Origin of the sequence: Terasakiella brassicae, assembly GCF_014641495.1 — a bacterium.
GTDB lineage: Bacteria > Pseudomonadota > Alphaproteobacteria > Rhodospirillales > Terasakiellaceae > Terasakiella > Terasakiella brassicae.
Genome location: NZ_BMHV01000026.1, coordinates 1 through 26133 on the forward strand (window position 1 = coordinate 1; position 26133 = coordinate 26133).

Genomic DNA, 26133 nt, shown 5'->3' on the forward strand with positions numbered 1-26133 from the left:
GATGAAAGATTCCAAAGTCATCGTGGCGATCAACAAAGACGAAGAAGCCCCCATCTTTAGCGTGGCTGACTACGGTCTCGTTGCGGACCTCTTTGAGGCCGTACCGGAACTGGAAAAAGAGCTGGGTTAACCCCCGGCTCTTTGCCTAACCGCCTTATCTTTAACAGACAGCAAAAGAGGGACCATGTCTGTAGAAATCAAAACGATCGGCGTTATTGGCGCCGGACAAATGGGTAACGGGATCGCGCATGTCGCTGCCGTTTCCGGCTTCACTGTAAAACTAATCGATGTCAGTGCGGACGCATTGGAAAATGCGGTTGCCACCATCAAGAAAAACCTGGATCGTCAAGTCAGAAAAGAAAAGATTTCCGCTGAAGATCGTGACACGGCTATGGCCTTGATCGAAACATCCACCGCGATGTCCGCTCTGGCTTCTGCCGATTTGGTGATTGAAGCCGCAACAGAAAACGAAGAAATCAAAAAAATGATCTTCAAGCAGGTCTGCGATGTTGTCGGACCGGATTGCTTGCTGGCTTCCAATACCTCTTCTATTTCCATCACACGTCTGGCGGCCTCAACAGACCGTCCGGCACGTTTTATCGGCATGCACTTTATGAACCCGGTGCCTGTGATGAAACTGGTGGAATTGATCCGTGGGATTGCCACGGATGAAGAAACCTATAACACGATCAAGGAAATGACGGCCAAAATGGAAAAAACTTCTGTCTCCGCAGAAGACTTCCCGGCCTTCATCGTAAACCGTATCCTGTTGCCGATGATCAACGAAGCCGTTTACACCCTCTATGAAGGTGTCGGTTCTGTTGACTCCATCGACACAGCCATGCGTCTGGGTGCAAACCATCCGATGGGCCCGCTGCAACTGGCGGATTTCATTGGTCTGGACACCTGTCTGGCAATTATGAACGTCCTTCACGAAGGCTTGGCCGATACCAAATATCGTCCGTGCCCGCTTCTTGTGAAATATGTGGAAGCTGGCTGGCTCGGTCGCAAGACCGGTCGCGGTTTCTATGACTACAGCGGTGACGAACCGGTCCCGACCCGCTAAGTCAAACCGATCAAGCAAAACCCCGCCGGTTCAGATCCGCGCGGGGTTTTCTTAGCTGATAGACAAAGATTCTTGTAAGACGTACTGCGAGTCTGTATTCTTATATAACAATAACTTATTCTATCTAGAATAATATTTTTTAAAATAATACCCTTTAAAGGTAGTTTATGACAATTGAGTCTAAACCTCATTTAGAACGCATTATAATTCATGGTTTTAAGTCTATAAAGGAATTAGACTTGAAAATGAAATCTATCAATATATTGATAGGAGCAAATGGATCAGGGAAATCAAACTTTATTTCATTATTTACTTTCCTTCGTAATTTGTCAGAAGGAAAACTACAAAATTATGTAGAAAAAAATGGTTATGCTAACTCATTCTTCCACTTTGGTGCGAAAGTAACTCCCTCTATTTTTATCAATACAGAAGTTGGTGATAATGGATATAATGTTAAGTTTGTACATGGAAATGATGATTCTTTAGTATTTGAATTTGAATATTGCACATATGTAGGTTCAGGACGTAACTGGAAGGTAAAAGGAAAGAAGGGAGAAAGCGGATTACTTCCTGGTTCTGAGGTCGCAAGTGATTATGTGCGCCGCTACACTCACGAATATTTAGGGCAATGCCGCGTTTATCATTTCCATGATACAGGCCCTTCTGCTGGCTTTAAACAAGCAGCTGACCTGACCTCTTCTGATTACCTTTATCCAAATGCCAGTAACATAGCTTCTTTTTTATATCGCCTTAAAAGAAACTATTCAAAAAGTTATAAAGATATCATAGAAGCCATAAAAACAGTTTCACCCTACTTTCATGACTTTTACCTCGAGCCTCGCGGTACAGAGGGCAATGAAAAAATCCTATTAAAATGGCTACATAGAGATCATGAGGAACCCTTTTCTGCAAACCAATTATCTGACGGAACAGCACGTTTTATTTGCATGGCAACGCTGTTCTTGCAGCCCATCGATTTGCGCCCCAAATCTATCATCCTGGATGAACCAGAGCTTGGTTTACATCCTGCTGCATTAGATATACTTGCAGATATTGTGAAAGTCACAGCAAAAGAAAACCAAGTCATTTGCTCAACACAATCTGTAACATTTGCTAACCAATTTAATGCTGAGGATTTCATTGTTGTCGACCAAATTAATGGCGCATCAACTTTTAAACGCGTCGATGAAAAAGATCTTACAATTTGGCTAGAAGATTATGCAATGGGAGAGGTATGGACTAAAAACCTAATTGGGGGTCGGCCTGAATGGTAAGAATTGGTATATCAGTTGAAGGGCCAACTGAAGAGCGTTTTATAACTAAAGTATTAACACCCTATCTATCTACATACTCTATATATTCAACACCTATTTCTATGGGTGGAGATATAAAACTTGATAGAGTCAGGTCAGAGTTGCAAAAAATTGCGCATAACTTTGATTTCGTTTCTACATTATATGATTACTATGGCTTCAAAGGTAAAGATGACAATGAAACCAAGTATTCGTTGGAAATGAAAATTATAAACCATATTGCAGAAAACATTCGACCAAAAGTCATACCTTATATACAAATGTATGAATTTGAAGGCCTTTTATTTTCTGATCCAGAAGTAATGGAAATAGAAATTGGTGAAGAAGGAATCCAACATTGGGCGAATAGTATCCTTAATGAATTCGAAAACAATCCAGAACGCATAAATAACTCAATCTTAACATCTCCTTCTAAGCGATTAGAAAATAAAACAAAATATCGTAAAACGACTCATGGGCCAAATATTGCAGCAGAAATTGGAATTGACCTGATTCGACAAAAATGTGCAGGATTCAATAATTGGATCACTCGCCTATTAGAAACTGCACAACAAGCCTAATCGTCCAGTCCCACAAGCGCATTGGCAAAGCTACGGGCTTCGAAGGGGCGTAGGTCTTCGGCGGTCTCGCCCACACCGATGGCATGGACGGGTTTGCCGAAACGTTCTGCCAAAGACACCGTCACGCCACCTTTGGCAGTGCCGTCCAGTTTGGTCACGATCAGGCCGGTGACATTGACGATTTTATCAAAGGTTTCCACTTGGGAATGGGCGTTTTGACCGACTGTGGAGTCCAAGACCAAGACCGTATCATGCGGGGCGGTTTCATCAACTTTTTTTATAACGCGCACGACCTTTTCCAGCTCATCCATCAAGTGTGCCTTGTTTTGCAGGCGTCCTGCTGTATCGATTAACAGAACATCACAACCATCGGCCTGTGCCTGTACCACCGCATCATAGGCAAGGGCGGCCGCATCCGCGCCGGTTTCCTTGGCAATGACGGGCACGTTGGTGCGTTCCCCCCAGACTTTCAGTTGTTCAACGGCAGCGGCGCGGAAGGTATCGCCTGCCGCCAACATGACTTTCAAACCTTGGTCGCTATAGATTTTAGCGAGCTTGCCGATGGTGGTGGTTTTGCCTGACCCGTTCACACCACAGACCAAAACCACGTGGGGCTTGCGTCCGGTTTGCACATTCAGCGGTTTTGTGACTGGCTCGAGAATAGGGACGATCTCATCTGCCAAAGCAGCCTTTAATTCTTCGCTGGAGATATCTTTGCCAAAGCGGCTTTTCGCAATGCCCTGAACGATTTTAGAGGCGGTTGCAATCCCCATGTCAGAGGTAATGAGCAGGTCTTCCAGTTCTTCCAGTGCCTCGTCATCCAGCTTGCGTTTGGTAAAAAGATCACCGATCCCGCTTGTCAATTTATTGGAAGATTTGCTCAAGCCCGCTTTCAGACGGGACAACCAGCCTTTTTTTTCAGTCATGTGATATGATTTCCCCGATAAGACTTCCGTCCTGAATCCCCGTAATTTTTGCGCTGACGATTTGGCCTGCTTCGGCGGCACTTGTCAACTGCACGGGGCAATAATGTTCGCAATGTCCGGCATTATTTTTTTCAACCAGCACCGAAACCGTTTTATTAAGACGCGATGCCATAAAATCATCCAGCGCCGCTTCGCCAAGGGCGCGAATTCTCGCCGCACGTTGTTTGCGGATGGCACCGGGCACCTGTGGCATACGGGCCGCAGGCGTCCCTTCGCGCGGGCTGAAGGGAAAGACATGGGCAAAAGTGATGCCGCAACGATCCAGCGTTTCCAGCGTTGTCGCAAACATCTCGTCCGTTTCGGTCGGAAAGCCCGCAATAAGATCGGCCCCAAACACCGCATCGGGGCGCAACATGCGGATTTTATCACACAAGGCAATGGCATCCGCAATGGTATGGCGGCGTTTCATGCGTTTGAGGATCATATCCTCACCCGATTGCAGGCTGAGATGAAAATGCGGCATCAAACGTGGCTCGCGTGCGATGACCTCCAACAGGTCCGCATCAATCGCCGCCGGATCAAGGGAGCTCAGACGCAAACGCGGCAATTGGGGCACATTGCTAAGCACACGGCGCACCATCTGCCCAAAGGTCGGCTTGCCCGGCAGGTCTGGCCCATAAGAGGTGACATCCACGCCCGTCAAAACCACTTCTTTGTAGCCCCGTTCCACCAGATTTTTCACCCGGTCAACGATTTCCCCAATGGAAACCGAACGGTTCGGTCCCCGCCCAAACGGAATAATGCAGAACGTACAACGATGATCGCAACCTTGCTGAACCTCGATAAAGGCGCGGGTGTGACCATCAAACCCATCAATTAAATGATTGGCCGTTTCGCGCACCTGCATAATATCTGTGACTTCGATTAGTTCGGTGCGTTCGGGTAAAAAGCTTTCGACTTCCAGCTTTTCCTTATTCCCGATCACACGATCGACTTCTTCCATTTCTGCAAAGGCTTCAGGATCGATTTGAGCAGCACAGCCTGTCACGATAATTTTGGCGTCAGGATCGGATTTACGCATCTTGCGAATGGTTTGACGCGCTTGTCGCACTGCTTCGCCTGTCACCGCGCAGGTATTGATAATAATCGCATTTTCCAAGCCAGCTTCGCGTGCGTTTTTACGCATCACTTCAGACTCATATGTATTGAGCCGACATCCCAGTGTGACGACTTTTGCTTCGCTCATCAGATCACGCCTGCCCCGGATAAACAGCCGGATCAAACGATCCGCTGAACGCACGGCTCGCTGGACCCGTCATTAGAATTTCACCGTTCTCAAGCCATTCAATCGTCAACGAGCCGCCATCCAGAATCACTTCGGCTTTACGCCCGTCAATCATACCACGGCGCACTGCGGCGACCAGCGTGGCACATGCCCCGGTCCCGCAAGCCTGTGTAATACCGACACCGCGTTCCCATACCCGCATCCGCAGGCGATTTCCGTCCAGTTTACTGACCACTTCCACATTGATGCGTTCAGGAAAGAAAGGATGCGTTTCCACATGCGGGCCTGCCGCCATCAGATCAACCATTTCACAATCATCGACAAAATAAACCGCATGCGGGTTGCCCACATTGACCCCGACCGGACCTTCCAACGGGCCAACGGTTACCGGCATGTTCAGGGTATCACATTCTTCTGCTGTGGGGATTTCATCCCAGTTCAAACGGGCTGGCCCCATATTGACACACACATTGCCCTTTTCACCCGCACTGGCACGTAACAAGCCGACAACCGTTTCAACAACCACATCAGATTTGCCCGTTTCATCCATGACGATACGCGCAATGCATCGTGTGGCATTTCCACAGGCCTCGACCTCGTTGCCATCGGCATTACGAATACGCATGAAAACATCGGCATCCTTATGCTGCGCCGTTTCCATCACGATAAACTGGTCACACCCCGCCCCTGTGCGTCGGTCGGCCATCGCCTGCACCTGACTTACAGATAAATCAATCGGGGTTGTACGTGCATCCAGCACGACAAAATCATTGCCGAGCCCATGCATCTTAATAAAGGGTAATCCTGACATAGTGTGAGTATATATGTTCTATTACGCGTGAGAGTCCATAGCAAATCGCCGTTTCTTTTGCTATAATACCCCTCATTATGAGCTATATTGATGCCACATTGCAATTAAGCCAGTACGGCTCCTTCGTCAGCGGTGCAACGCCTTTGCGTCCAACTGTCGGGACCGGACACGTGCCTATCGGATTTCAGGCGGAAATCATTGATGGTCAATATTATCCTGATCGTCCCCTGCCAGCCAGTTACAGACCGCTGGAAAATCCATTTGCCTCTTCCTTACCTATCATCAACGCCATGCAGGACAATTATGGGGCCGGGGCCTCACCTTTTGGGGTCGTTGCACAGCTTTATGCCAATCAGAACAAATTTACCGCCGCCCTTCTTGCGGGCCGCGATGCGGAAAACGGTCTGAACTTACGGGCATAATCTGCACCTGTTCAGCCAAAATCTATTCCTAAAAATTTATCCATATGGAAACGCGCATGTTCGCGATGATATCTATATTCTGCCCCAATAGGACAGGCCCGGCGCGCCAGACACCCATTATGCATGCAGGATCCTTCCAAATTTTTATTCAGAAAATCCAGACATTTCTGGAATTTAAAGGCCCCTTCAACAAAGGCATCAACAGGACAACTGACCAAGCAAGGTTTCAATTCGCATTTTTCACACGGCGAAATCATGTCTTCACGGACCGGAAGGCCTGCGACCGGTTCGTCAAAAACCAACGCCGCACGATAGGCGTGCCACAAGCCATATTCAGGATGAATAAGCGGACCAATCGGGGATGGAAAAACCGCTTCCGCCTGCATCGCCCACGTTTGAAACGGCATAAAAGGGGGGCCGATAAAGGGATATAACGCCTCGGCCCCAAAATCAGCCGCAATCGGGTCAATATGACGTTTGGTCCATTCATCCAGTGGATTGGGTTCAATCCAGTCATCATAGGCCGGTCCGAATTCTTTCCATATATCCGATCCGGTATTCCCGATCAGAATATAGGTTTTATCCTCGTCCACAAAACCACCGCGCAGACACAATCCCAGCGTTTTCAGCGGGGGTTCTATATCGCGGTAATCAACCATGAAATCTGCGCTCTAGGCCCGTGCCCAGCCTTGATGCTGGAAAAAAACAATAACGCTAATGGGAAAGACCATTATGGCAAAATCACTGACGGCACGGATGGGGGCCTGCGCAAGAAACATGACATCGGCGACCTCAATCGCCACCGTCAACATAATTAGCGGGGCAATGCACACCAGACGGGTCATCGGCAAACGAAAAATCAAACCTGTCACAAGCCAAATTAGCAAACCAAGTATAATCAAAGTCGCATCATTGCTAAATGGAAAGAATGTCATCACTTCTGATTTAATGGTGGCGTACATGTCTTTACCTTAAAAAAATTGATCTCCGCATTGGCATAGAAACTAGCAAATAAAGTTTAAAATTTGGTTTCTTCTGAATACGGGAAATATCATAAAAGAAAATCTATCTTGAATTAAAAATACCACATCCCATATCCTCTCAATGGATAAGGAAACCTACGTAAGGGTATTAAAATGTTATGGGCGTTAATCGGCTTTATCGGAATGCTGGGGATTACAAGCTTCTTCCTCTATACACAAATTAAATAAGCCGTTTAAAGTTAATCGACATTATCGATCAGTCGGGCTTTTCCCAGAAAAGCCGCCGCCAAAACACGGATCGGTTCGCCTTTAACCGCCTCACGGGTCAAATCATCACCGTGGCGAATTTCCACATAATCGACCTTTTGAAACCCGGCATCCAGCAATTGCTGGGCCGCCCATTTTGAAAGGGCTTCCGCCTTTCCACCAACCTTAAAACGTTCTGAAACTTCCGAGATTGTCCGATAAAGTGTCGGTGCAATGCCACGTTCTTCATCCAGCAAATAGGCATTGCGCGACGACATGGCCAAACCGTCCGGTTCGCGCACCGTGGCGATGCCTTCAATTATGACCGGAATATTCAAATCCGCAGCAAACCGTTTGATGACATTGAGCTGCTGATAATCTTTTTCCCCGAAAAAGGCGTAATCAGGTAAGGCCTGCAACAAAAGTTTGGTGACCACGGTTGCCACCCCATCAAAAAAACCGGGTCGGAACTTACCTTCTAAAATATCGCCAAGCCCGGCAACCGACACTTTTGTCACCCCGCCGTCCTTGCCATACATTTCGTCCACATTGGGGGCAAATAACAGATGACCGCCTGCATTGTCCAATTTTGCAGCATCTTCCTTTTCTGTGCGCGGATAGGTTCCGAAATCTTCGTTTACACCAAATTGTTTGGGGTTTACAAAAATCGTCGCAATTACCCGATCGCATTTTTCCAAGGCGGTGCGCACCAATGTCAAATGCCCCTCATGCAGCGCCCCCATCGTTGGCACCAAACCAACCTTTAGACCTGCCCCGCGCCAATCTGCGACCACGGCGCGCATCTCAGCAATCGTGCGCACAATCTGCATTTATTTATCCTCTTTCTTTTCAGCCGCCGGGGGATTGTTATGGCCCATATTGCCTTTATACCCAAAGCAATGTTCCGGCGCCGGGAAAACCCGCGTGCGCACTTCTGCACCGTATTCGCTCACCGCTTGTGTGATCATTTCATCCATCTGCGCATAACGTTTGACGAATTTCGGTTTAAATTCAGCAAACAACCCAATTAAATCCTCGGTCACCAGAATTTGCCCATCACATTGCGGGGAAGCCCCGATCCCGATTGTCGGGACATCAATTTCATTGGTAATGCGCACGCCCAAGGGTTCCACCACCCCTTCAACCACCACACAGGAAGCTCCGGCCTTTGCCACCGCTTTGGCGTCTGCAACAATACGTTCGGCGACTTCTTCAGACCAACCTTGCGATTTAAACCCGCCAAAAGCATGTACAGATTGCGGTGTCAAACCAATATGGGCCACAACTGGAATACCACGTGCCACAAGGAAGGAAATCGTTTCCGCCATTTCCACGCCGCCTTCCAATTTCACGCCGGAACAACGGGTTTCCGCCATAACGCGTGAACAATTGCGAAAGGCCATTTGCGGCGATTCTTCATATGATCCAAACGGCATATCCACAATGACACAGGCCTTTTCAGATCCGCGCATCACACCTTTACCATGGGCAATCATCATTTCAACCGTGACACCGAGCGTGCTGTCCATGCCGTAAAGCACCATACCCAAGCTGTCACCCACCAAAATCAGGTCCACATGATCATCAATCAGCCGGGAAATAGACGTGGTGTAGGCCGTCAGACATACAATGGGATCGGCCCCTTTACGGGCAGCCAGATCTGTTAATGTGATACGTTTGGTATTGGTCGCTTTACTCATAGCGGCTTCCTTTAAATTTTATCTTCAGGCGGTAACGGTTTATCATCGTCATCATATAGAATACGGCTGGCGTTACCTTCCATATCGTCATATTGGCCTGATTTCAATGCCCATAAAAAACCCGCCAGTCCAAGACCGCCAAGCAACAACATGGCCGGAATAAGATATAACAGACTTGTCACGACACTTTTCCTTTACTTAATCGAAGGGCGTTGGCGATCACGACCAAAGAAGAGGTCGACATGGCAACCGCCGCAATTAATGGTGTCACATAACCCGCAATCGCCAGCGGGATGGTGACACTGTTATATAAAAACGCCAAGCCAAAGTTTTGCTTAATCAGACGTTCCGCCTTGCGTGCAACCCCCAACACTTCCAAAACAGCCTTTAATTTATCGCCTTGAAAAACCGCATCTGCCGTGGTTTGCGACACATCAATCGCAGTAGAGGGCGATAACGAAACATGCGCTGCGGCCAACGCAGGCGCATCGTTTAACCCATCGCCCACCATCAACGCGGCTTCCATATGGGTCAACACCTCACATTTATCGGCTGGGCTGCATTGTGCTTTCCAGTCCTGAATATTTAAGTCTTCGGCAACTTTGCGCACAGGTTCCACCCGGTCACCCGACAACAAGTGGGTTTGATATGAGGCCTGTAAACGGGCGACGACTTCTTTGGCATCAGGACGTAAGTGATCGGCAAACTGCAAGCAAACCGGTAGACCATCGCCTTTATCCAGCCAAAGTTCCGGTCCATCGCTTAAGGGAGCCTCCGCCAGCCCACACCATTGACGACTGCCAAGGCGCACCTTTTCCCATTGCAATCCGCGACCGGGGACTTCCAACACACCCGATTTGACCGCGATATGTGGGACCGCACGACATAAGGCCCGTGATAACGGATGTTTGCTGGCCCCGGCAAGGGCGGCGGCCAGTTCCAGATCGGTTTGTGCAATCTTTTCTTTATTGACCAGTTCAGCACGCCCCAATGTCAACGTCCCGGTTTTATCAAAAACGATGTTTTTAACGTGGGCCAGACGTTCCAAGGCCGTACCTGTTTTCACCAGAATGCCTTGGCGCATTAAACGCCCGGATGCAATCACCTGTACAACCGGCACCGCCAAAGCCAACGCGCACGGGCAGGTAATAATCAGAACCGCAATGGCATTTAATAAGGCTTCGTTCCAGACCACACCGGCAAAGAAAAACCAGTATATAAAGGTGCCCAATGATAACAGATGCACAACCGGGGCGTAATAACGTGCAACGCGATCCGCCAAGGCGACATAATTGGCCCGTCCGGCTTCTGCTTCTTCCATCAAACGGACGATTTCAGCCAGTAAGGTCCCTTCGCCAGTTGCCAATACACGGATTTTTATGGGTGCAGACAGATTAACCGTCCCGGCAAAGACTTTATCCTCAACCTTTGCCATCACCGGGACACTTTCCCCGGAAATCAGGCTGGTATCGATATCGGATATACCGTCGATAATTTGACCGTCTACCGCCACCCGTTCCCCGGCGGCACAAAGGACAATCATCCCGTCTTTCACCTGTTCGGGCGGCAATAGAATTTTGTTTCCGTCTTCGGACAAAACCGTAACGGCAACCGCATTCAGGCCCAGTAAATGTTCCGCTGCTCCACGGGCACGACCGCGCGCGCGTCGGTCCAGATAACGTCCGATCAATAAGAAAAACAGCAAGCTGATGGCGGAATCAAAATATGCATGTTCCGCCCCGGTGATCACCTGAAACAGGCTCATGCCTGCAGCCAATAACACGGCCAGTGATATGGGAACATCCATATTCAAACGACCCGCTTTTAAGGCCGTCAGGGCGGATCGGTAAAACGGACGTCCGGCATAGGCAACCGCTGGCAAGGCAATAAGCGCGGATAACCAGTGCATAAAATCACGCGTGCTGTCCATCATACCCTGACTGTAACCTGCCCAGATGGAAACACTGAATAACATTACGTTGGCTGCCGCAAAGCCTGCAACCGACATTGCGCGCAACAGCTCTTTTTCCTGCTTTTCATTTTCAGAATTCAACAGACAGGGATCATACGGCACCAGCCGGTAGCCCAGGGCCGAAACCTTGGCAATCAGATCATTGGGATCAAGTGTTTCTTCGCGCCATTTTAAAACGAGCCGGCGGGTTGACATATTCACACGCGCCTGAACGACCCCTTCCTGTTTACCCAAAACCGTTTCGATCAACCAGACACAGGCGGCACAGTGGATCCCCTCCACCATCAAATACAGGGTTTTCAGGCCGTTCTCATCATTGATATGGGCGCAATAGTCAATTTTGACCGTATCATCTTCAGGACGCAAAATTTTGGCATCCGGGTCGATAACCCGGCGTTCGTAATACGTTTTTAAACCTAATCCGTTAATCAGTTCATAGGCGCCCCGGCACCCCTTACAGCAAAAATCCGCGCCCCCTTCTGAGTGTTGGGGAACCGGATCACCGCAATGCAGACAGTCTGTGGTCATAACAGGCCTTATGAAATTTGGTCTTTATAGCCCTGAAATAGGCACTCCCTCCCTGCTTTCACAAGGAGAGAGTACTAAAAGTTATTCTACAACAACCCGCTCGACAAGCTGGTATTGGCGCCCTTTGCTGGCGGCATGAATACGGACTTGCCATTGCCCATGCTGGGCCAGCGTTACTTCGCCACCGACTACGCCGGGAGACAGGGTTTCGGTCGGTTGATCCACATCCAGACCTTCACTTGTCGGACGAATAAAGAAAGCATGGGCTTTCAACGCCTCCACAGGTTTCCCGTCATGGTCCAAAAATGTCGCTTTATAAGCTACCTTGCGGCTATCCCCGTTGCTTGCAACCGGATTGACTGTCAATTTCACATCCCAGCCCAACGCTTCTTGCGCCTTGGCACCGGCAACATTGTCGTCATAAGCAAGACCTTTAAGGTAGTGGTCCTTGGTTTCCAGCCCCGTCCAGCTATCAAAGGCAAAAAACATCATAATGCCGTTCACTGTTACAATCACTAGAAAGAAAGCCACGAAGATCCAAGGGTACCACCACCCCGGTGCGCGTTGTTTAGTCATAAATTATGGTCCACGGAATACGGTTGACTGGCTATGAATTTCGCCGGTTTCAAGATCCTTCAACACGAAATCAATATTGGTTGATTTCCCGTCAAGGTTCTGACGACCGGCTTTCATAAAGATACGGTAGCTTCCGATATGGTCAGCTTTCACATCCAATTTCAAGGTTGGTTGGTCTTTTTCTTCCTGACCGATCATGGTCATGGTCGCCCCTTCAAGCCCTTCAACGCTTAACTCATAAGACTTCGCCTGCGATTCCATATTCAAAATCTTATAGGTATAACCATTTCGAATGGAGCCGTCAGAGAGCGTTACAAACAAGGGAGCACGATCACGCAGAATATTGACTTCAAGACGGTCGCGCATCGACAGACTGAGCATAAGCACAGCCATAACCCCGGTCAGAATAGCAGCATAGATAATCGTGCGTGGGCGCACGAGGTGAACCTGTTTGCCTTTGCCTTCCTCACGGGCCACCATATTGGTGTAGCTGTCGTAAGAAATCAGGTTTTTCGGCAAACCCATATTGTCCATCATCACGTTACAGGCATCAATACACAGACCACACCCGATACATTCCATTTGCTGACCGTTGCGAATATCGATCCCTGTCGGGCAGGCCTGAACGCAAAGGCCACAATCCACACAGTGCCCCCGGTCCGAGAAATCTTTATTCTTGGCCCCCTTCATACGCGGTTCCCCGCGCCAGGCTTCATAGGTCACCAGCAGAGAATCTTCGTCTGTCATAACCCCTTGGAAACGTCCGTAAGGACACATATAAAAACAAACCTGCTCACGCGCAAAACCAGCCATCATATAAGTCATCGCCGTCAGCAACAACAAGGTCACCAGCGTCCAGCCGCCGATCTGTCCTGTGAAGATTTCTTTGGTAATGGTCGGCGCATCGTTGAAATACCATAAAAATGAAATGGCAAAGAAAACGGAAATTCCCAGCCAAATCACATGTTTTACAGTGCGCTTCATCAACTTGTTCAAAGACATCGGCGCTTTATCCAGACGGATCCGCTTGCTGCGATCGCCTTCAACCCAGCCTTCCACCATCATAAACAAATCGGTCCAGACTGTTTGGAAACAGGCAAAACCGCACCAGACCCGTCCGGCAATCGCCGCCGCCGCAAACAAGCCGACAGCCGCTAAAATCAAGACACCCGTCAGGTAATAAACTTCCTGCGGCCATATTTCGACCCAGAAAATATAGGCGCGACGTCCTGGGAGATCAAATAAAATAGCCTGATCCGGCACGCCCGGCCCGCGATCCCAACGCAACCATGCAGAAAAATGGTAAATGGCCAGAAAAACCCATAGCAGAATTGTTTTCCACTTCCGGAACGGGCCCTTAAAAATACGCGGGTGTACTTTGACACGTTCGGCATAAAGCGGACCGCTACCATGTCCACCGGGATCCTGATTTTCTTGATTTACTGCTTGTTGTGCGTCAGACATCGTTCAATCTCGATTCAATTATACGTCAGCAAAATTCGTGTTTTTTGTACTCTCGTTCACCCCTTGGTGCAATTGATAAACATCAATCAACTGCGGTAAAATCAGATTTTTTTTAATAATTATGTTTTTGAAAGCGTCCTAAAACCCTTGGTTTACAAGGAAAAGTATTATATCAAAATATTCTAAAGTTAAGTTTATTGAATTTAGATAAAACACAAAAAAGAAACGGCTGTCGCTAAAAAATCACGACAGCCGTTTTCTTGTTTGATCAACTCAAACGTTCCTTACTGACCGCCACCCAAAGAGTGAACGTAGATAGAAACTTGCTTGATCTCTGTTTCGCTCAAACGACCTGACCAAGCCGGCATAACACCGTGATTGGGTTTGGTGATTTGTGCGACAACGCCGTCTTTACCGGCCTTATAGAGCCAGATGCCGTCATTCAGACGCGGTGCACCCAGTTCTTGCACACCAGCGCCATCTTCGGCGTGACATGCAGCACAGTTTTCGTCAAACAGGTCTTTGCCTGCATCCGATCCGCCTTGACCGCCGAGCTTCATAACGTAGTCGGCAATTTTATCAGCATCAGCCGCTGTGATCATTTCATCAGCAACCAAAGCCGGCATATCGGAAACACGCGCTTCGTCGTGACCGGAACGAATGCCGTAGAGAACAGTTTGCTGGATATCATCCAACGTACCGCCCCAAATCCAATCGTCATCCGCCAAAACCGGATAGTTCGGCGCACCAGAACCGCTGGAGCCATGACACGGCTGACAGTTGTCCGCAAAAATAACGCGACCCCCTGCCATAGCGTAGTTCAACAGTTCTGAATCAGCCGCTACTTCGCTGATTTCTTTCCCTTCGAACTTGCTAGTCCAAACTTCACGCGATTGAGCAACCGCAGCCATTTCTTGTGCATGTTCCAGACGGTTGGTAGTTTCCCAAACGCCTTTTGCATAATCGTTTAACGTTGGCCATGAGGGATAAACCACCCAATAGCCAATAGCCCAAATGATACTGGCATAGAATACGGTCAACCACCACTTCGGTAGCGGAGTATCCAATTCTTTAATGCCGTCCCATTCATGGCCGGTGGTATTTGTGCCCGTCACCGGGTCCTTTTCCACATTTGCCACTGTAACCTCCTTAATCGTCATCCTGCAGGGGAATATTGGCAGCTTCATCGAAGCGGTCCTTATGGCGCGGCCACAAGGCAAATCCAATAATCCCCAAAAACAGGATCAGCAGCCACACGACCCATAACTGTCGTGCGAGTGAGACTATATCGTCCAAGCTCACGCTTGCACCCTATCGAGCCATCTCGCCTTCAGGCTTGTACGTCGTAAAGTCTACGAGCGTACCGAGCATCTGAAGGTAAGAGATAAGCGCGTCCAGTTCAGTTACTTTGGACGGATCACCGTCAAAGTCACCAATAACGGCTTTGGGATAACGCGTGAGAACCGCATCAACGTCACCTTCTCCACTTGCTTGCGCAGTGAAGTCAGCCGCAGCTTCTGCGATTTGTTCGTCGGTATACGGGTCACCTGCAGCACGCAGTGCTTTCAGGTGGGCACCGGCATCATTGAACGTGAGTTCTTTTTCAGCCAGGAAACCATACATCGGCATAACAGACTCAGGCACAACATCCTGCGGACGGATCAAGTGTGCAACATGCCAGGCATTGGAATATTTTCCACCCACACGTGCCAGATCCGGCCCCGTACGTTTTGACCCCCATTGGAAGGGGTGGTCGTACATGGACTCAGCCGCCAGGCTGTAGTGACCATAACGTTCAACTTCATCACGGAACGGACGAATTTGTTGAGAGTGGCAAAGGTAGCACCCCTCACGAACGTAAATGTTACGACCTGCCAGCTCCAAAGGAGAGTAAGGACGCATGCCGTCCACTTTTTCAATCGTAGAGTCGATTGTGTAAAGTGGCACGATTTGAACCAGACCACCGATCGAGACGGTAATCAGGATTGCGATCGTCAAAAGGATCGTATTTTTCTCGAAAATTTCGTGTTTCATATCCGATCCCCTTACTCAGCTGCCGCAGATTGCGGTGCAACGAATTCGTCTTCTGTACGTACGTCACCCTGAATGGTTTTGATAAAGTTCCAAACCATGATCAAAGCACCAAGTACGAAGAGAACACCACCACAAGCACGGATTACGTAGTACGGATGCATCGCTTCAACAGACTCGATGAACGAGTACTGCAAGAAGCCGAGGTCATCGTAAGCACGCCACATTAGGCCTTGCATGATACCGGAAATCCACATCGCAGTGATGTAAAGAACGATACCGATTGTCGCAATCCAGAAATGGTAAGTCACCAAACGCAGAGAGTACAAACGTGTCCGACCCCAAAGTTTCGGAATAAGGTAATACATCGCACCAAAAGATACGAAAGCAACCCAACCCAAAGCACCGGAATGTACGTGACCGACTGTCCAGTCTGTGTAGTGCGACAAGCCGTTAACAGCTTTGATCGACATTGCCGGACCTTCGAAAGTGGACATGCCATAGAACGCAACAGCCGCAATCAGGAAGCGCAATACCGGGTCGGTACGCAGTTTTTCCCATGCGCCAGACAGCGTCATCAGACCGTTGATCATGCCACCCCAAGACGGCATCCACAGCATGATAGAGAACGTCATACCGAGAGTTTGCGTCCAGTCAGGCAAAGATGTGTAATGCAAGTGGTGAGGACCAGCCCAGATATACAGGAATACCAGCGCCCAGAAGTGGATGATCGACAGACGGTAAGAATAGACCGGACGATTAGCCTGCTTCGGAACGAAGTAGTACATAAGGCCGAGGAAACCCGCAGTAAGGAAGAAACCTACCGCGTTGTGACCGTACCACCATTGCGTCATGGCATCCTGAACACCGGAAGCCCAGATATAGGATTTGGCAAGGCTATCACCGCCGAATAAGACAACCGGCAGCGTGATGTTGTTGCCCAGATGCAACATCGCAACAGTAATAATAAAGGCAAGGTAGAACCAGTTTGCCACATAAATGTGGGAAACACGGCGTGTCATCAATGTGCCCGCAAAGGCAACCAGATACGCTACCCAGACAACAGTCAAAAGTAGGTCAGCATACCATTCCGGTTCTGCATATTCTTTACCCTGAGTAACCCCCAGAACGTAACCCAATGCAGCAATCACGATGAATAGCTGATAACCCCAAAAAATTAAATTTGCCAGCAACTTTCCGCCAAAAAGCGGTGCGCGGCAAGTGCGCTGTACAACGTAAAAAGACGTTGCAAACATAATAGAACCACCGAAGGCGAAAATTACCGCCGACGTATGGACCGGACGCAGACGACCGAAAGTCGTCCATTCCAGACCCAGGTTCAGCGCCGGAAACGCTAATTGAAAAGCGATGAAAGTTCCGGCGAGAAAGCCGATGACACCCCAGAATGTGGCAGCAAGTACAAACTTACGGACTACGTCCTCGTTGTATGCCACGTCGGAGGCGCCAGTAGCTGTGGTCGCTTGGTTCATGCCGAACTCCTGTTCTTCCCGAAATTTGAACGCAAACTTGTCGACGTATCAGGTTTGTGGACACCCCCCAGCGCCCACAAACCTTAACGACGACTTACGTCCCGCTTCCAAACCTCGCACCCCAATCATACGAGAATGCGGGCTGGAAGGCTTGAAATATAGCGGCGAATATATGGAGGCGTTTGATCTAAGTCAAATAAAGTTTCCAAGTAATAATAAGTTTATAATGATTATAACATGCTACTGAATGTAAAAGTGGAATAATAAAAATTTCCATAATGATCTTGTTGATATTTATAAGCCTTTTATTTTAGCACTTAAGTACCATTTCTGGTGATTTGGCATATAGGCACACATACAATCAAAATCTCGAATATTATTTTTTACTTTATCTTTACTTATTATTACTATCCTATTTTTATATAGATAAAATTATTACTAAACTTACAAGACGTTTAAATATATAAACTATGATTATTGGATATTTTTGATAGAAATATCCTTGTTTTATTCTTCATAAAACCCCATTCTAAGAAACATTCTAGATCGCTTTACTTGGGTTCACAGCAATATGGTCATTCTCAAACACACTCTTGGCATTCCTGCGGTTTTTGCTTTGGTACTCAGCCTGTTTTTTGGGGCTTCCTGTACGCCCACCCCGCAGAAAGATTACCGGGCGACCCCTGAAGAAGCTGGAATTCGCATGGAGAAGCCCCAAACTAAGGCAAACCATGCCATAATTGCCGTTGCCAACCCCCATGCTGCACAAGCCGGCTATCGCATCCTCAAGGCAGGGGGCAACGCAATTGATGCCGCCATCGCTGCGCAGCTGGTTCTCAACCTCGTTGAGCCTCAATCATCGGGAATCGGTGGTGGCGGGTTTTTGCTCCTGTTCGACCCTGAACGAAATGCCCTGACCAGCTTTGATGGACGCGAAACCGCCCCGGCCAAAGCCGACTCCGCTTTATTCATAAAAAAAGACGGCGCGAAGATGGGCTTTTTTGAGGCCGCCGTTGGGGGGCGTAGCGTTGGTGTACCCGGTTTATTACATATGTTGAAACAGGCCCATCGCAAATATGGCCGCATGGATTGGGAACTTTTATTTAACGATGCCATCAATTTAGCTGAACACGGGTTCAACGTCTCAGAACGTTTACATAAACTGGTCAGTGCGGATCGTTTTTTAAAAACCGACCCAATTGCCCGGAGCTATTTCTATAATAAAGACGGTATGGCCCACCCGGTTGGTCATCTTCTTAAAAACCCGGAATTTGCCGATACCTTGCGCCAAATTCAAAAAGGCGGGGTCGAGTCCTTTTATATAGGGCAACTTGGCGACCGGATTGTGGATAAGGTCCAAACCCATCCCGATAACCCCGGTTTGCTTGGTTCTGATGATTTGTTGCTTTATCGCAGTATCGAACGCAATCCCGTTTGTCTGGACTATCGCCAATATAAAGTCTGCGGTATGGCGCCTCCCAGCTCCGGTGGCCTAACCGTTTTGCAAACCTTGGGCCTGATTGAACAATATGATCGCAACAACGATCCCAAACCGACCATTGATCGCAACCATTTATATCTGGAAGCCTCCAAACTTGCTTTTGCCGATCGCAATCACTATATCGCCGACCCGGATTTCGTTGAGGTACCGACACAACAGCTTTTATCCAAAAGCTATTTGATCGGACGGCAAACTCAAATCCAGCATGACCGCATTGTCACCACACCGGCAGAGCCGGGCGGCCCGTTCATGTTTAGCCGGAAATGGGCCGATGATGACAGTGAACACGGCCTGTCCACCACGCATATGAGCATTGTTGACGCCGATGGCATGGTCGTTTCCATGACAACCAGTATCGAAAATGCCTTTGGGTCACGCCAAATGGTTGGCGGTTTCCTGCTTAATAACCAACTGACCGATTTTTCCTTCCTGCCCAGTAAAAACGGGCTGCCCATTGCCAACCGGGTTGAGGCCGGCAAACGTCCGCGCAGTTCAATGGCCCCGACCATCGTTTTGGACCGGAGCACACAAAAACCCGTTCTTGCCATCGGTTCCCCCGGTGGGTCGCGCATTATCGGTTATGTCACCCGCAATCTGATTTCCATTTTGGATGAAGGCCTTGATCTGGATAAAGCCCTTGCTCGGGGTCACATCACCAACCGCAATGGCGCGAGCGAACTGGAACAAGGCACCGAAGCCGAACAGCACAAAGCAAAGCTCGAACAGCTCGGTCATTCTGTCAAAATCAAGGAAATGACCAGCGGCTTACATGCAGTGCGCATCCTGCCCGATGGCACTTTACAAGGTGCCGCCGATCCTCGTCGCGAAGGTGTGGCAATCGGCTACTAGCCCATAAACTTGGAACATTTCTTATAAAGACAATAAGTTTTTACTTTTATTATACAGAGTGTAATTTTAAAGAAATTTTATAACAAAAAATACCATAATTTTCTTGTGATATTCTTCTTCTGTGTTACCCCTATGTCGGGATTAGGGGAGGAAAAATCACATGAAAGACGGCCATTTAAACTGTATCGAACCACTGGAATCCATCGAAACCGCAAGTCGGGACGAATTGGAATCCCTGCAGTTAAAACGTCTGAAATGGTCGTTAAATCATGCCTATCAAAATGTGCCCCACTATCGCGCGAAATGTGAAGCCACAGGGGTACATCCTGACGATCTCAAAACCCAGACGGATTTGAAACTGTTTCCCTTTACGACGAAACAGGACTTACGTGAAATGTATCCATTTCACAGTTTCGCCGTTCCGATGGAACAGGTTGTGCGTATTCATGCTTCTTCCGGTACAACGGGTCGTCCCACGGTTGTCGGTTATACCAGACAAGATATCAAAACATGGGCAACCATTATGGCGCGGTCCTTACGCGCCGCCGGATTGACCCGCCATGATATTGCCCATGTCGCCTATGGCTACGGCCTGTTTACCGGTGGATTGGGTTTTCATTACGGGGCAGAGGAACTGGGATGCAGCGTCATTCCCATGTCGGGCGGTCAAACAGAAAAACAGGTTCAGTTGATCCGTGATTTCAATCCTCATGCCTTGATGGCGACACCGTCGTACAGTCTGGTTATTGCCGATGAAATGGAACGCCAAGGCTATGATCCCAAACAGTCCAATTTACGCTTGGGTCTTTTTGGCGCAGAACCTTGGTCCAATGAGATGCGTGTAGAAATCGAAAACCGTTTAGGCATTGATGCACTGGATTGTTACGGCCTGTCGGAAGTCATGGGACCGGGTGTGGCGATGGAATGTCTGGAGACCAAAGACGGTCCAACCATCTGGGAAGATCACTTCCTGCCGGAAATTCTGGACAAAGACGAAAACCCGATGGAAGACGGCGCATTTGGCGAGTTGTGTTTTACCTCCCTCACCAAAGAAGCCTTGCCCATTATTCGCTATCGCACCCGCGATTTAACCCGCCTTCTGCCCGGCACCGCACGTCCGCATATGCGCCGTATGGATAAAATCACCGGACGTTCTGATGATATGTTGATCATTCGGGGCGTAAATGTTTTCCCCAGCCAAATTGAAGAACAGATTTTGCGCGATGAACGTCTGTCCCCTCACTATCACCTGCTGGTCGAACGGATCGAACATATGGACCGCCTGACGGTTAAAACCGAACTGCGCCCAGATACCTATCTGGATCAACGTGAAAATATCGCCCGCAGCCTGCAACTGCACATCAAATCCTATATCGGTATCAGTGCAGCCATCGACGTACTGGACCCCGGCGCCATTGAACGATCCCAGGGCAAGGCCAAGCGCGTGACCGACCTGCGCCCGGTTGACAATTCCTCAAGGGGATAAGACTGTCCCTGATTTATGCGCCTTTTGTGGTCACACCTGCATCGGCAAAGGTCGCCATGTTGTTATGGCACGCAACGGCTGAGCGCACCAAGCCAACGGCCAGAACCGCACCGCTGCCTTCCCCAAGGCGCATATCCAGATCAAACAGGGCTTTTTTGCCGATTTTTTCACAAATCAACTGATGACCCGGCTCCACTGAATTATGAGCAACAAGACAATGATCCAGCGCACCGGGGCAGGTGACTTCAAGGGCGGCAACGGCACTGGTGCAGACATATCCATCCAGCAAGACCGGAATACGTTTTAGGCGCGCGGCCACAACGGCCCCCGCCATTGCTGCCAATTCACGCCCGCCCAAACAACGCAGCACTTCCAGACCGTCCGTCATCGCATCTTTGTTCACCAGAACCGATTCGCCAACAATTGCGATTTTCTTACCCAATGTGTCGTCATTTACGCCGGTGCCACGCCCAACCCATGTTTCGGCACTCCCGCCAAACAAGCCATGTGCCACGGCAGCAGCCGATGTCGTATTGCCGATTCCCATTTCACCAAGGCACAACAGATCGGTATGGTCTTTTACGGTTGTCATGCCATAGAAGAACGCTTCGGCACAATCGGCGTCACTCATGGCCGGGCCTTGGGAAAAATCGGCGGTCGGTTGATCCAGCGCCATTTCATGGACCTGTAAATCCACATCAAAGGTTGCACACAACTGATTAACAGCGGCCCCGCCGTTAATAAAATTCTGTACCATCTGTGTGGTGACTTCTGCCGGATAAGCCGACACACCGCGTGCAACCACACCATGATTGCCAGCATAGACATTACAATGAACCGATTTGACACGCGGGGGATAACTGCCCTGCCATGCGGCCATCCAATGAGCAACCTCTTCCAATCGTCCCAGAGAACCTTCCGGCTTGGTCAATTGCGGTTCACGCGCCTGTGCCTGTTGCAACGCATTCTGGGAAAGGGCGGGCAAAACATTCAGGACGTCGCGGATATCTTTTAAAGACTGAACATGGGGTAATGTATTCATGGGGGTTTACTCTCTTTCCCAATGGCAGATGGTTCGCTATAAGATCAATAATCTTTTTTACGTCCCACACATAGCATGCAAGATATGAGCGATACCAGTTCTACATTCGAAAAAACATCCCAATCGCCCCTTGCGTGGGGGGCCGACATACAATTGGCTGTCGTTTTTCTGACGCGCATCCCGTGGCGCTTAAACGGTGATGTCCCGCCACAGGCCTTAAACCGGGCCTTGCGCGCCTTTCCCTTGGTCGGTTTAATCGTTGGCGGGGGCAGTGCCACGGTCTTTGGCCTTGCACATTTTGCCAACCTGCCCGATCTTGCCTGTGCCCTGTTGGCGATTCTCAGCGCTGTTTTATTAACAGGAGCCTTACATGAAGACGGATTGGCAGACGTTGCCGATGGATTTGGCGGCGGACAGGACAAGGCCCGTAAACTGGAAATTATGCGCGACAGCCGATTGGGTGCATATGGGGGACTTGCCCTTGTTTTTAGTCTTGGTTTGCGCACCAGCGCCTTGATCGGTTTTGAAGACTGGACCTTGGGTGCAGCCGCCCTTGTCGGCACCGCCTGTTTATCGCGCGTTGCCCCGGCCCTGTTGATCTATATGATGAAGCCAGCACGCAGCGATGGTCTGGCGGCAACAATGGAAAAACCCGCCGGGGTGATTATCTGTCAGTCCCTTGGACTTGGCGTGGCGCTTTTCCTGCTCTGTACACCGGGAATGGCGGGATGGATTACCCTGTCGGTTTGTGCGCTGTGCCTGTTGATCTGGAAAGCCATTGCACAAAAGCAGATCGGCGGACAAACCGGTGATGTCTGCGGGGCAAGTCAGCAAATTATCGAAATATCTGCGCTTTTAACACTGGCCTCCCTTACATGAGCACATTTACGGAACCCACCCGTTTTTATTGGATCAGACACGCTCCAGTCAAAGCCATGATGCCGGGGCGCATTTACGGACAACGCGATGTCGGCTGTAACCTGAAAGATACCGACAGCCTGAAACGTCTCGCAGACCTTTTGCCCGAAGATGCACTGTGGGTGACATCGACCTTGTCACGCACAAAAAAAACCGCCAAAGCCATTGCCGCGCAAAAAAACTGGACCATCAAGCCTTTGGCCTACAAGGAACTGATGGAACAGAATTTCGGTCTCTGGCAAAGTAAGACTTGGGATGAACTGGATGAAGACCCGGCTTCAAAATCTTTTTGGGACGACCCAGCCCATACCTGCCCGCCCGATGGGGAAAGCTTTGCCGCTGTTTGTCAACGCGTTGAAAAATGCATCAACCATTTGGGCCGCAAATATCCGGGCCAGCATATTGTCTGCGTAACCCATGCCGGAACCATCCGCGCCGCTGCGGCTCAAGCCTTGGGCCTTTCACCTGCCAATGCCTTGAAATTAAAGATAGATACCTTATCCATCAGCCGTTTCAGCTTGTTTGACAACATATGGGCCGTTGAATGTATCAACGCTTAAAATGTGTTATTTGTCGCAAATTGATAAATCGCAATGTGAATTAGTTTGATCTAATTTATCCTTATCGTCGAAAATACCATTAGTCCCGAAAAAATCGGGCATTGAATTACAGACGGAGGATATTTCATGTCAATAAAACGCATCTTTGGATGCGGTGTGTTTGCATGGCTATTGATGATGACGCCCGCATGGGCGGCGACCAAGGATAAAACATCGACAGCCGATCACACCCAATTCAAACAGCTTCAAAAAGATTTTCAAACCGGGCCGGAGGTCACAGCCGCCTGTCTGGAATGTCATACCGAAGCGTCCAAACAACTGGAAAAAACAACCCACTGGACCTGGCAATTCGATCATATGAACGGTCAAAAACTCGGCAAACGCGAGGTGGTCAACAGTTTTTGCGGAAGCGTTGCGTCAAACGAGCCACGCTGCACAAGCTGTCATATCGGGTACGACTGGACCGATATGCGCAAAGACCATCCGGCCGGAACCAACGTGGACTGTCTGGTCTGTCACGACACCACCGGGATTTATAAAAAACTCCCCGCCGGGGCCGGGCACCCCAAATACGGGCCGGAGCTTGATTTAAAAAAAATCGCACAGAATGTCGGGGAAACATCGCGCGCAAACTGCGGGGCCTGCCATTTTTACGGTGGTGGCGGTGACGGGGTAAAACATGGCGATCTGGATAGCTCCCTCGTCAATCCACCCAAGGAACTGGACGTTCATATGTCCAAGGACGGGGCCAATTTCACCTGTGCAACCTGTCACAATCCAAAAGGCCATGATGTCCCGGGCTCACGGTTTGAAACGACAGCCAAGGATACCAAAGGGATTGATATTGCCAGCGCAGATTATAAAGATCATGCCACATGCGAATCCTGTCACGGCATGACACCCCATAAATCCGAAGCCAAATTGAACGACCATACAGACAAAGTCGCTTGTCAAACCTGCCATATCCCCGAATTTGCCCGTGGTGGTGTGCCGACCAAAATGTGGTGGGACTGGTCACAGGGCGGCAAAATGAAAGACGGCAAACCCTATGCCATCAAGGATGATCACGGTCACGATATCTATAATTCCAAAAAAGGTGATTTCAAACTGGCGGAAAACGTCATACCTGAATATGCATGGTTTGACGGTAAAATGCGTTATACCCTGCGCAGTGAAAAAATCGACGATGCCAATCCGCCCGTGCCGATCAACACCTTCGGCGGTTCATACGATGACCCCAATGCCCGCATCTGGCCTTTCAAGGTTATGCGCGGCAAGCAACCTTATGATAAAGAGCTCAAAACCTTCCTCGTCAATCATGTGTTTGGCAAGGATGATACGTCTTTCTGGACAAACTTCGATTGGCAAAAGGCCTTAACCGCCGGAACCGAGTATGCCGGACAACCCTATTCCGGTCATTATGGATTTGTGGAAACCACCTATCACTGGCCACAAACCCATATGGTTGCCCCCAAAAGTGATGCGCTTCGATGTGATGACTGTCATGCCAAAGACGGGCGATTGGCGGGCCTGAACGGTTTCTACATGCCTAGGCGCGATCAATCCGATGTATTGGATATGCTGGGCTTTATTATGATCGGTTTAACCGGTACAGGCGTTGCCGTTCACGGTGTATTACGTCTCGTACTGCGCCGCAAAGACAAGAAGGAGGGATAAAACCATGACACGTGTTTTGATGTACAAACGATTTGAACGGTTCTGGCACTGGTCACAGGCTGCCCTTGTCCTCGCCCTTGCCTTCACTGGATTTAACATCCACGGCACCTTTACAGTGTTGAGTTATGAACAAGCCAGCGAAGTCCATACCACCTTGCTATGGGCCTTGCTGGGATTATGGGCCTTTGCGATTTTCTGGCATTTCACGACAGGGGAATGGAAAAACTACATTCCAACCACTGAGAAGATGGCGGAAGTGTTTCGTTTCTACACCATCGGCATTTTCAAAGGCGAAGAACATCCTTATGAAAAAACACCGGAAAAGAAACTGAACCCCGTGCAACGGATCGCCTATCTGGGATTAAAACTGGTGCTTAACCCGGGACTGATTATTTCCGGTTTGCTGTATCTGTTTTACAACCAGTGGCCGGAGATCGTCACCCAAATCCTGACACTGGAAATCGTCGCACTGGTTCATACCGCCTTTGCCTTCTTCATGGTGTCTTTTGTCATCTTGCATGTCTATCTGATCACCACCGGGCATACGGTCGGCGCACATTTAAAAGCAATGGTCACAGGCTATGAAGATATCCATGACAAGACACCTGCTGAATAATTTCAAAAATTATGAGAGGGATAAAAATTAGAAATTGATAATTCGCAATGCCACAGCGTAGAAAAATTGCCAGTATAAAGGCACCTCGCTGAAGCGGCATCCCTCCTTTCA

The 26133-nt window shown here is 49.1% G+C and carries 26 protein-coding genes and 1 pseudogene; 11 read left to right on the forward strand and 16 right to left on the reverse strand.

Annotation, left to right across the window (positions count from 1 at the left end):
- The 4 genes and pseudogenes from IEW74_RS14400 to IEW74_RS14415 all read left to right on the forward strand — a co-directional run.
- A pseudogene (locus IEW74_RS14400) lies at nt 1-130 on the forward strand (electron transfer flavoprotein subunit alpha/FixB family protein); the annotation flags it as partial.
- Nucleotides 131-184: 54 nt separating this feature from the next.
- Nucleotides 185-1066, forward strand: a complete 882-nt coding sequence (locus IEW74_RS14405) for a 3-hydroxybutyryl-CoA dehydrogenase (RefSeq protein ID WP_188666453.1) — start codon at nt 185-187, stop codon at nt 1064-1066.
- Between the two features lie 167 nt (nt 1067-1233).
- A complete protein-coding gene (locus tag IEW74_RS14410; protein ID WP_188666455.1) occupies nt 1234-2340 on the forward strand; it encodes an AAA family ATPase in 1107 nt (368 codons plus the stop codon).
- On the forward strand, nt 2334-2939 hold the full coding sequence (locus tag IEW74_RS14415) for a DUF4276 family protein (protein WP_188666456.1): 606 nt from the start codon (nt 2334-2336) through the stop codon (nt 2937-2939). The genes IEW74_RS14410 and IEW74_RS14415 overlap by 7 nt, the downstream gene beginning before the upstream one ends.
- Here IEW74_RS14415 and ftsY read toward each other — a convergent pair.
- The 3 genes from ftsY to dapF are packed head-to-tail and all read right to left on the reverse strand — an operon-like array spanning nt 2936 to nt 5937.
- Nucleotides 2936-3865, reverse strand: coding sequence for a signal recognition particle-docking protein FtsY (ftsY, locus tag IEW74_RS14420; protein ID WP_188666457.1), 930 nt, complete (start codon nt 3863-3865; stop codon nt 2936-2938). The genes IEW74_RS14415 and ftsY overlap by 4 nt on opposite strands.
- Nucleotides 3858-5111, reverse strand: a complete 1254-nt coding sequence (gene mtaB / locus IEW74_RS14425; RefSeq protein WP_188666458.1) for a tRNA (N(6)-L-threonylcarbamoyladenosine(37)-C(2))-methylthiotransferase MtaB — start codon at nt 5109-5111, stop codon at nt 3858-3860. The genes ftsY and mtaB overlap by 8 nt, the downstream gene beginning before the upstream one ends.
- Nucleotides 5112-5115: 4 nt before the next feature.
- Nucleotides 5116-5937 (reverse strand): diaminopimelate epimerase, encoded by an 822-nt coding sequence (gene dapF, locus IEW74_RS14430; protein ID WP_229734379.1) that lies wholly within the window; start codon nt 5935-5937, stop codon nt 5116-5118.
- A gap of 101 nt (nt 5938-6038) precedes the next feature.
- On the opposite strand from dapF, the gene IEW74_RS14435 reads away from it, so the two are divergent.
- On the forward strand, nt 6039-6383 hold the full coding sequence (locus IEW74_RS14435) for a hypothetical protein (RefSeq protein ID WP_188666460.1): 345 nt from the start codon (nt 6039-6041) through the stop codon (nt 6381-6383).
- Nucleotides 6384-6394: 11 nt separating this feature from the next.
- Here IEW74_RS14435 and IEW74_RS14440 read toward each other — a convergent pair whose 3' ends face one another.
- The 12 genes from IEW74_RS14440 to ccoN form a co-directional block, all read right to left on the reverse strand.
- Nucleotides 6395-7042, reverse strand: coding sequence for a hypothetical protein (locus IEW74_RS14440; protein ID WP_188666462.1), 648 nt, complete (start codon nt 7040-7042; stop codon nt 6395-6397).
- A 12-nt stretch (nt 7043-7054) separates the two neighbouring features.
- On the reverse strand, nt 7055-7345 hold the full coding sequence (locus IEW74_RS14445; RefSeq protein ID WP_188666464.1) for a hypothetical protein: 291 nt from the start codon (nt 7343-7345) through the stop codon (nt 7055-7057).
- Between the two features lie 260 nt (nt 7346-7605).
- Entirely contained in the window at nt 7606-8442 is an 837-nt protein-coding gene (gene panC, locus IEW74_RS14450) for a pantoate--beta-alanine ligase (RefSeq protein WP_188666465.1), read from the reverse strand.
- A complete protein-coding gene (gene panB, locus IEW74_RS14455) occupies nt 8443-9312 on the reverse strand; it encodes a 3-methyl-2-oxobutanoate hydroxymethyltransferase (RefSeq protein WP_188666466.1) in 870 nt (289 codons plus the stop codon). It abuts the gene before it with no gap.
- Nucleotides 9313-9323: 11 nt separating this feature from the next.
- Nucleotides 9324-9494, reverse strand: a complete 171-nt coding sequence (gene ccoS, locus IEW74_RS14460; protein ID WP_188666467.1) for a cbb3-type cytochrome oxidase assembly protein CcoS — start codon at nt 9492-9494, stop codon at nt 9324-9326.
- Complete coding sequence (locus IEW74_RS14465; RefSeq protein ID WP_188666468.1) at nt 9491-11812, reverse strand: heavy metal translocating P-type ATPase; 2322 nt, start codon at nt 11810-11812, stop codon at nt 9491-9493. The genes ccoS and IEW74_RS14465 overlap by 4 nt, the downstream gene beginning before the upstream one ends.
- Nucleotides 11813-11893: 81 nt before the next feature.
- Complete coding sequence (locus IEW74_RS14470; protein WP_188666469.1) at nt 11894-12388, reverse strand: FixH family protein; 495 nt, start codon at nt 12386-12388, stop codon at nt 11894-11896.
- A 3-nt stretch (nt 12389-12391) separates the two neighbouring features.
- The gene (ccoG, locus tag IEW74_RS14475; protein ID WP_188666470.1) at nt 12392-13852 is read right to left on the reverse strand and encodes a cytochrome c oxidase accessory protein CcoG; all 1461 of its coding nucleotides are present in this window, start codon (nt 13850-13852) and stop codon (nt 12392-12394) included.
- 284 nt (nt 13853-14136) lie between these two features.
- The gene (gene ccoP, locus IEW74_RS14480) at nt 14137-14991 is read right to left on the reverse strand and encodes a cytochrome-c oxidase, cbb3-type subunit III (protein ID WP_188666473.1); all 855 of its coding nucleotides are present in this window, start codon (nt 14989-14991) and stop codon (nt 14137-14139) included.
- Nucleotides 14992-15001: 10 nt separating this feature from the next.
- The gene (locus tag IEW74_RS14485) at nt 15002-15148 is read right to left on the reverse strand and encodes a cbb3-type cytochrome oxidase subunit 3 (protein ID WP_229734380.1); all 147 of its coding nucleotides are present in this window, start codon (nt 15146-15148) and stop codon (nt 15002-15004) included.
- Between the two features lie 15 nt (nt 15149-15163).
- A complete protein-coding gene (ccoO, locus tag IEW74_RS14490; RefSeq protein WP_188666477.1) occupies nt 15164-15886 on the reverse strand; it encodes a cytochrome-c oxidase, cbb3-type subunit II in 723 nt (240 codons plus the stop codon).
- Nucleotides 15887-15897: 11 nt separating this feature from the next.
- Nucleotides 15898-17373, reverse strand: coding sequence for a cytochrome-c oxidase, cbb3-type subunit I (gene ccoN / locus IEW74_RS14495; protein ID WP_188666478.1), 1476 nt, complete (start codon nt 17371-17373; stop codon nt 15898-15900).
- A gap of 571 nt (nt 17374-17944) precedes the next feature.
- Between ccoN and ggt the strand changes: the two genes are divergently transcribed.
- Nucleotides 17945-19723 carry a gamma-glutamyltransferase gene (gene ggt / locus IEW74_RS14500; RefSeq protein WP_188666479.1) on the forward strand — a complete coding sequence of 593 codons (1779 nt, stop codon included), beginning with the start codon at nt 17945-17947 and terminating at the stop codon, nt 19721-19723.
- A 160-nt stretch (nt 19724-19883) separates the two neighbouring features.
- Entirely contained in the window at nt 19884-21209 is a 1326-nt protein-coding gene (gene paaK / locus IEW74_RS14505; protein ID WP_188666480.1) for a phenylacetate--CoA ligase PaaK, read from the forward strand.
- Between the two features lie 13 nt (nt 21210-21222).
- Here paaK and cobT read toward each other — a convergent pair whose 3' ends face one another.
- Complete coding sequence (cobT, locus tag IEW74_RS14510; protein WP_188666481.1) at nt 21223-22251, reverse strand: nicotinate-nucleotide--dimethylbenzimidazole phosphoribosyltransferase; 1029 nt, start codon at nt 22249-22251, stop codon at nt 21223-21225.
- Nucleotides 22252-22335: 84 nt separating this feature from the next.
- On the opposite strand from cobT, the gene cobS reads away from it, so the two are divergent.
- The 4 genes from cobS to IEW74_RS14530 all read left to right on the forward strand — a co-directional run bounded on the left by cobS (nt 22336) and on the right by IEW74_RS14530 (nt 26022).
- Complete coding sequence (cobS, locus tag IEW74_RS14515) at nt 22336-23130, forward strand: adenosylcobinamide-GDP ribazoletransferase (protein WP_188666482.1); 795 nt, start codon at nt 22336-22338, stop codon at nt 23128-23130.
- Nucleotides 23127-23729: a histidine phosphatase family protein gene (locus IEW74_RS14520; RefSeq protein ID WP_188666483.1), complete on the forward strand. Its 603-nt coding sequence runs from the start codon at nt 23127-23129 to the stop codon at nt 23727-23729. Before cobS ends, IEW74_RS14520 begins: the two co-directional genes overlap by 4 nt.
- A 126-nt stretch (nt 23730-23855) precedes the next feature.
- Complete coding sequence (locus tag IEW74_RS14525; protein WP_188666485.1) at nt 23856-25406, forward strand: tetrathionate reductase family octaheme c-type cytochrome; 1551 nt, start codon at nt 23856-23858, stop codon at nt 25404-25406.
- 4 nt (nt 25407-25410) lie between these two features.
- Nucleotides 25411-26022, forward strand: a complete 612-nt coding sequence (locus IEW74_RS14530) for a cytochrome b/b6 domain-containing protein (RefSeq protein WP_188666487.1) — start codon at nt 25411-25413, stop codon at nt 26020-26022.
- Nucleotides 26023-26133: the final 111 nt, after the last annotated feature.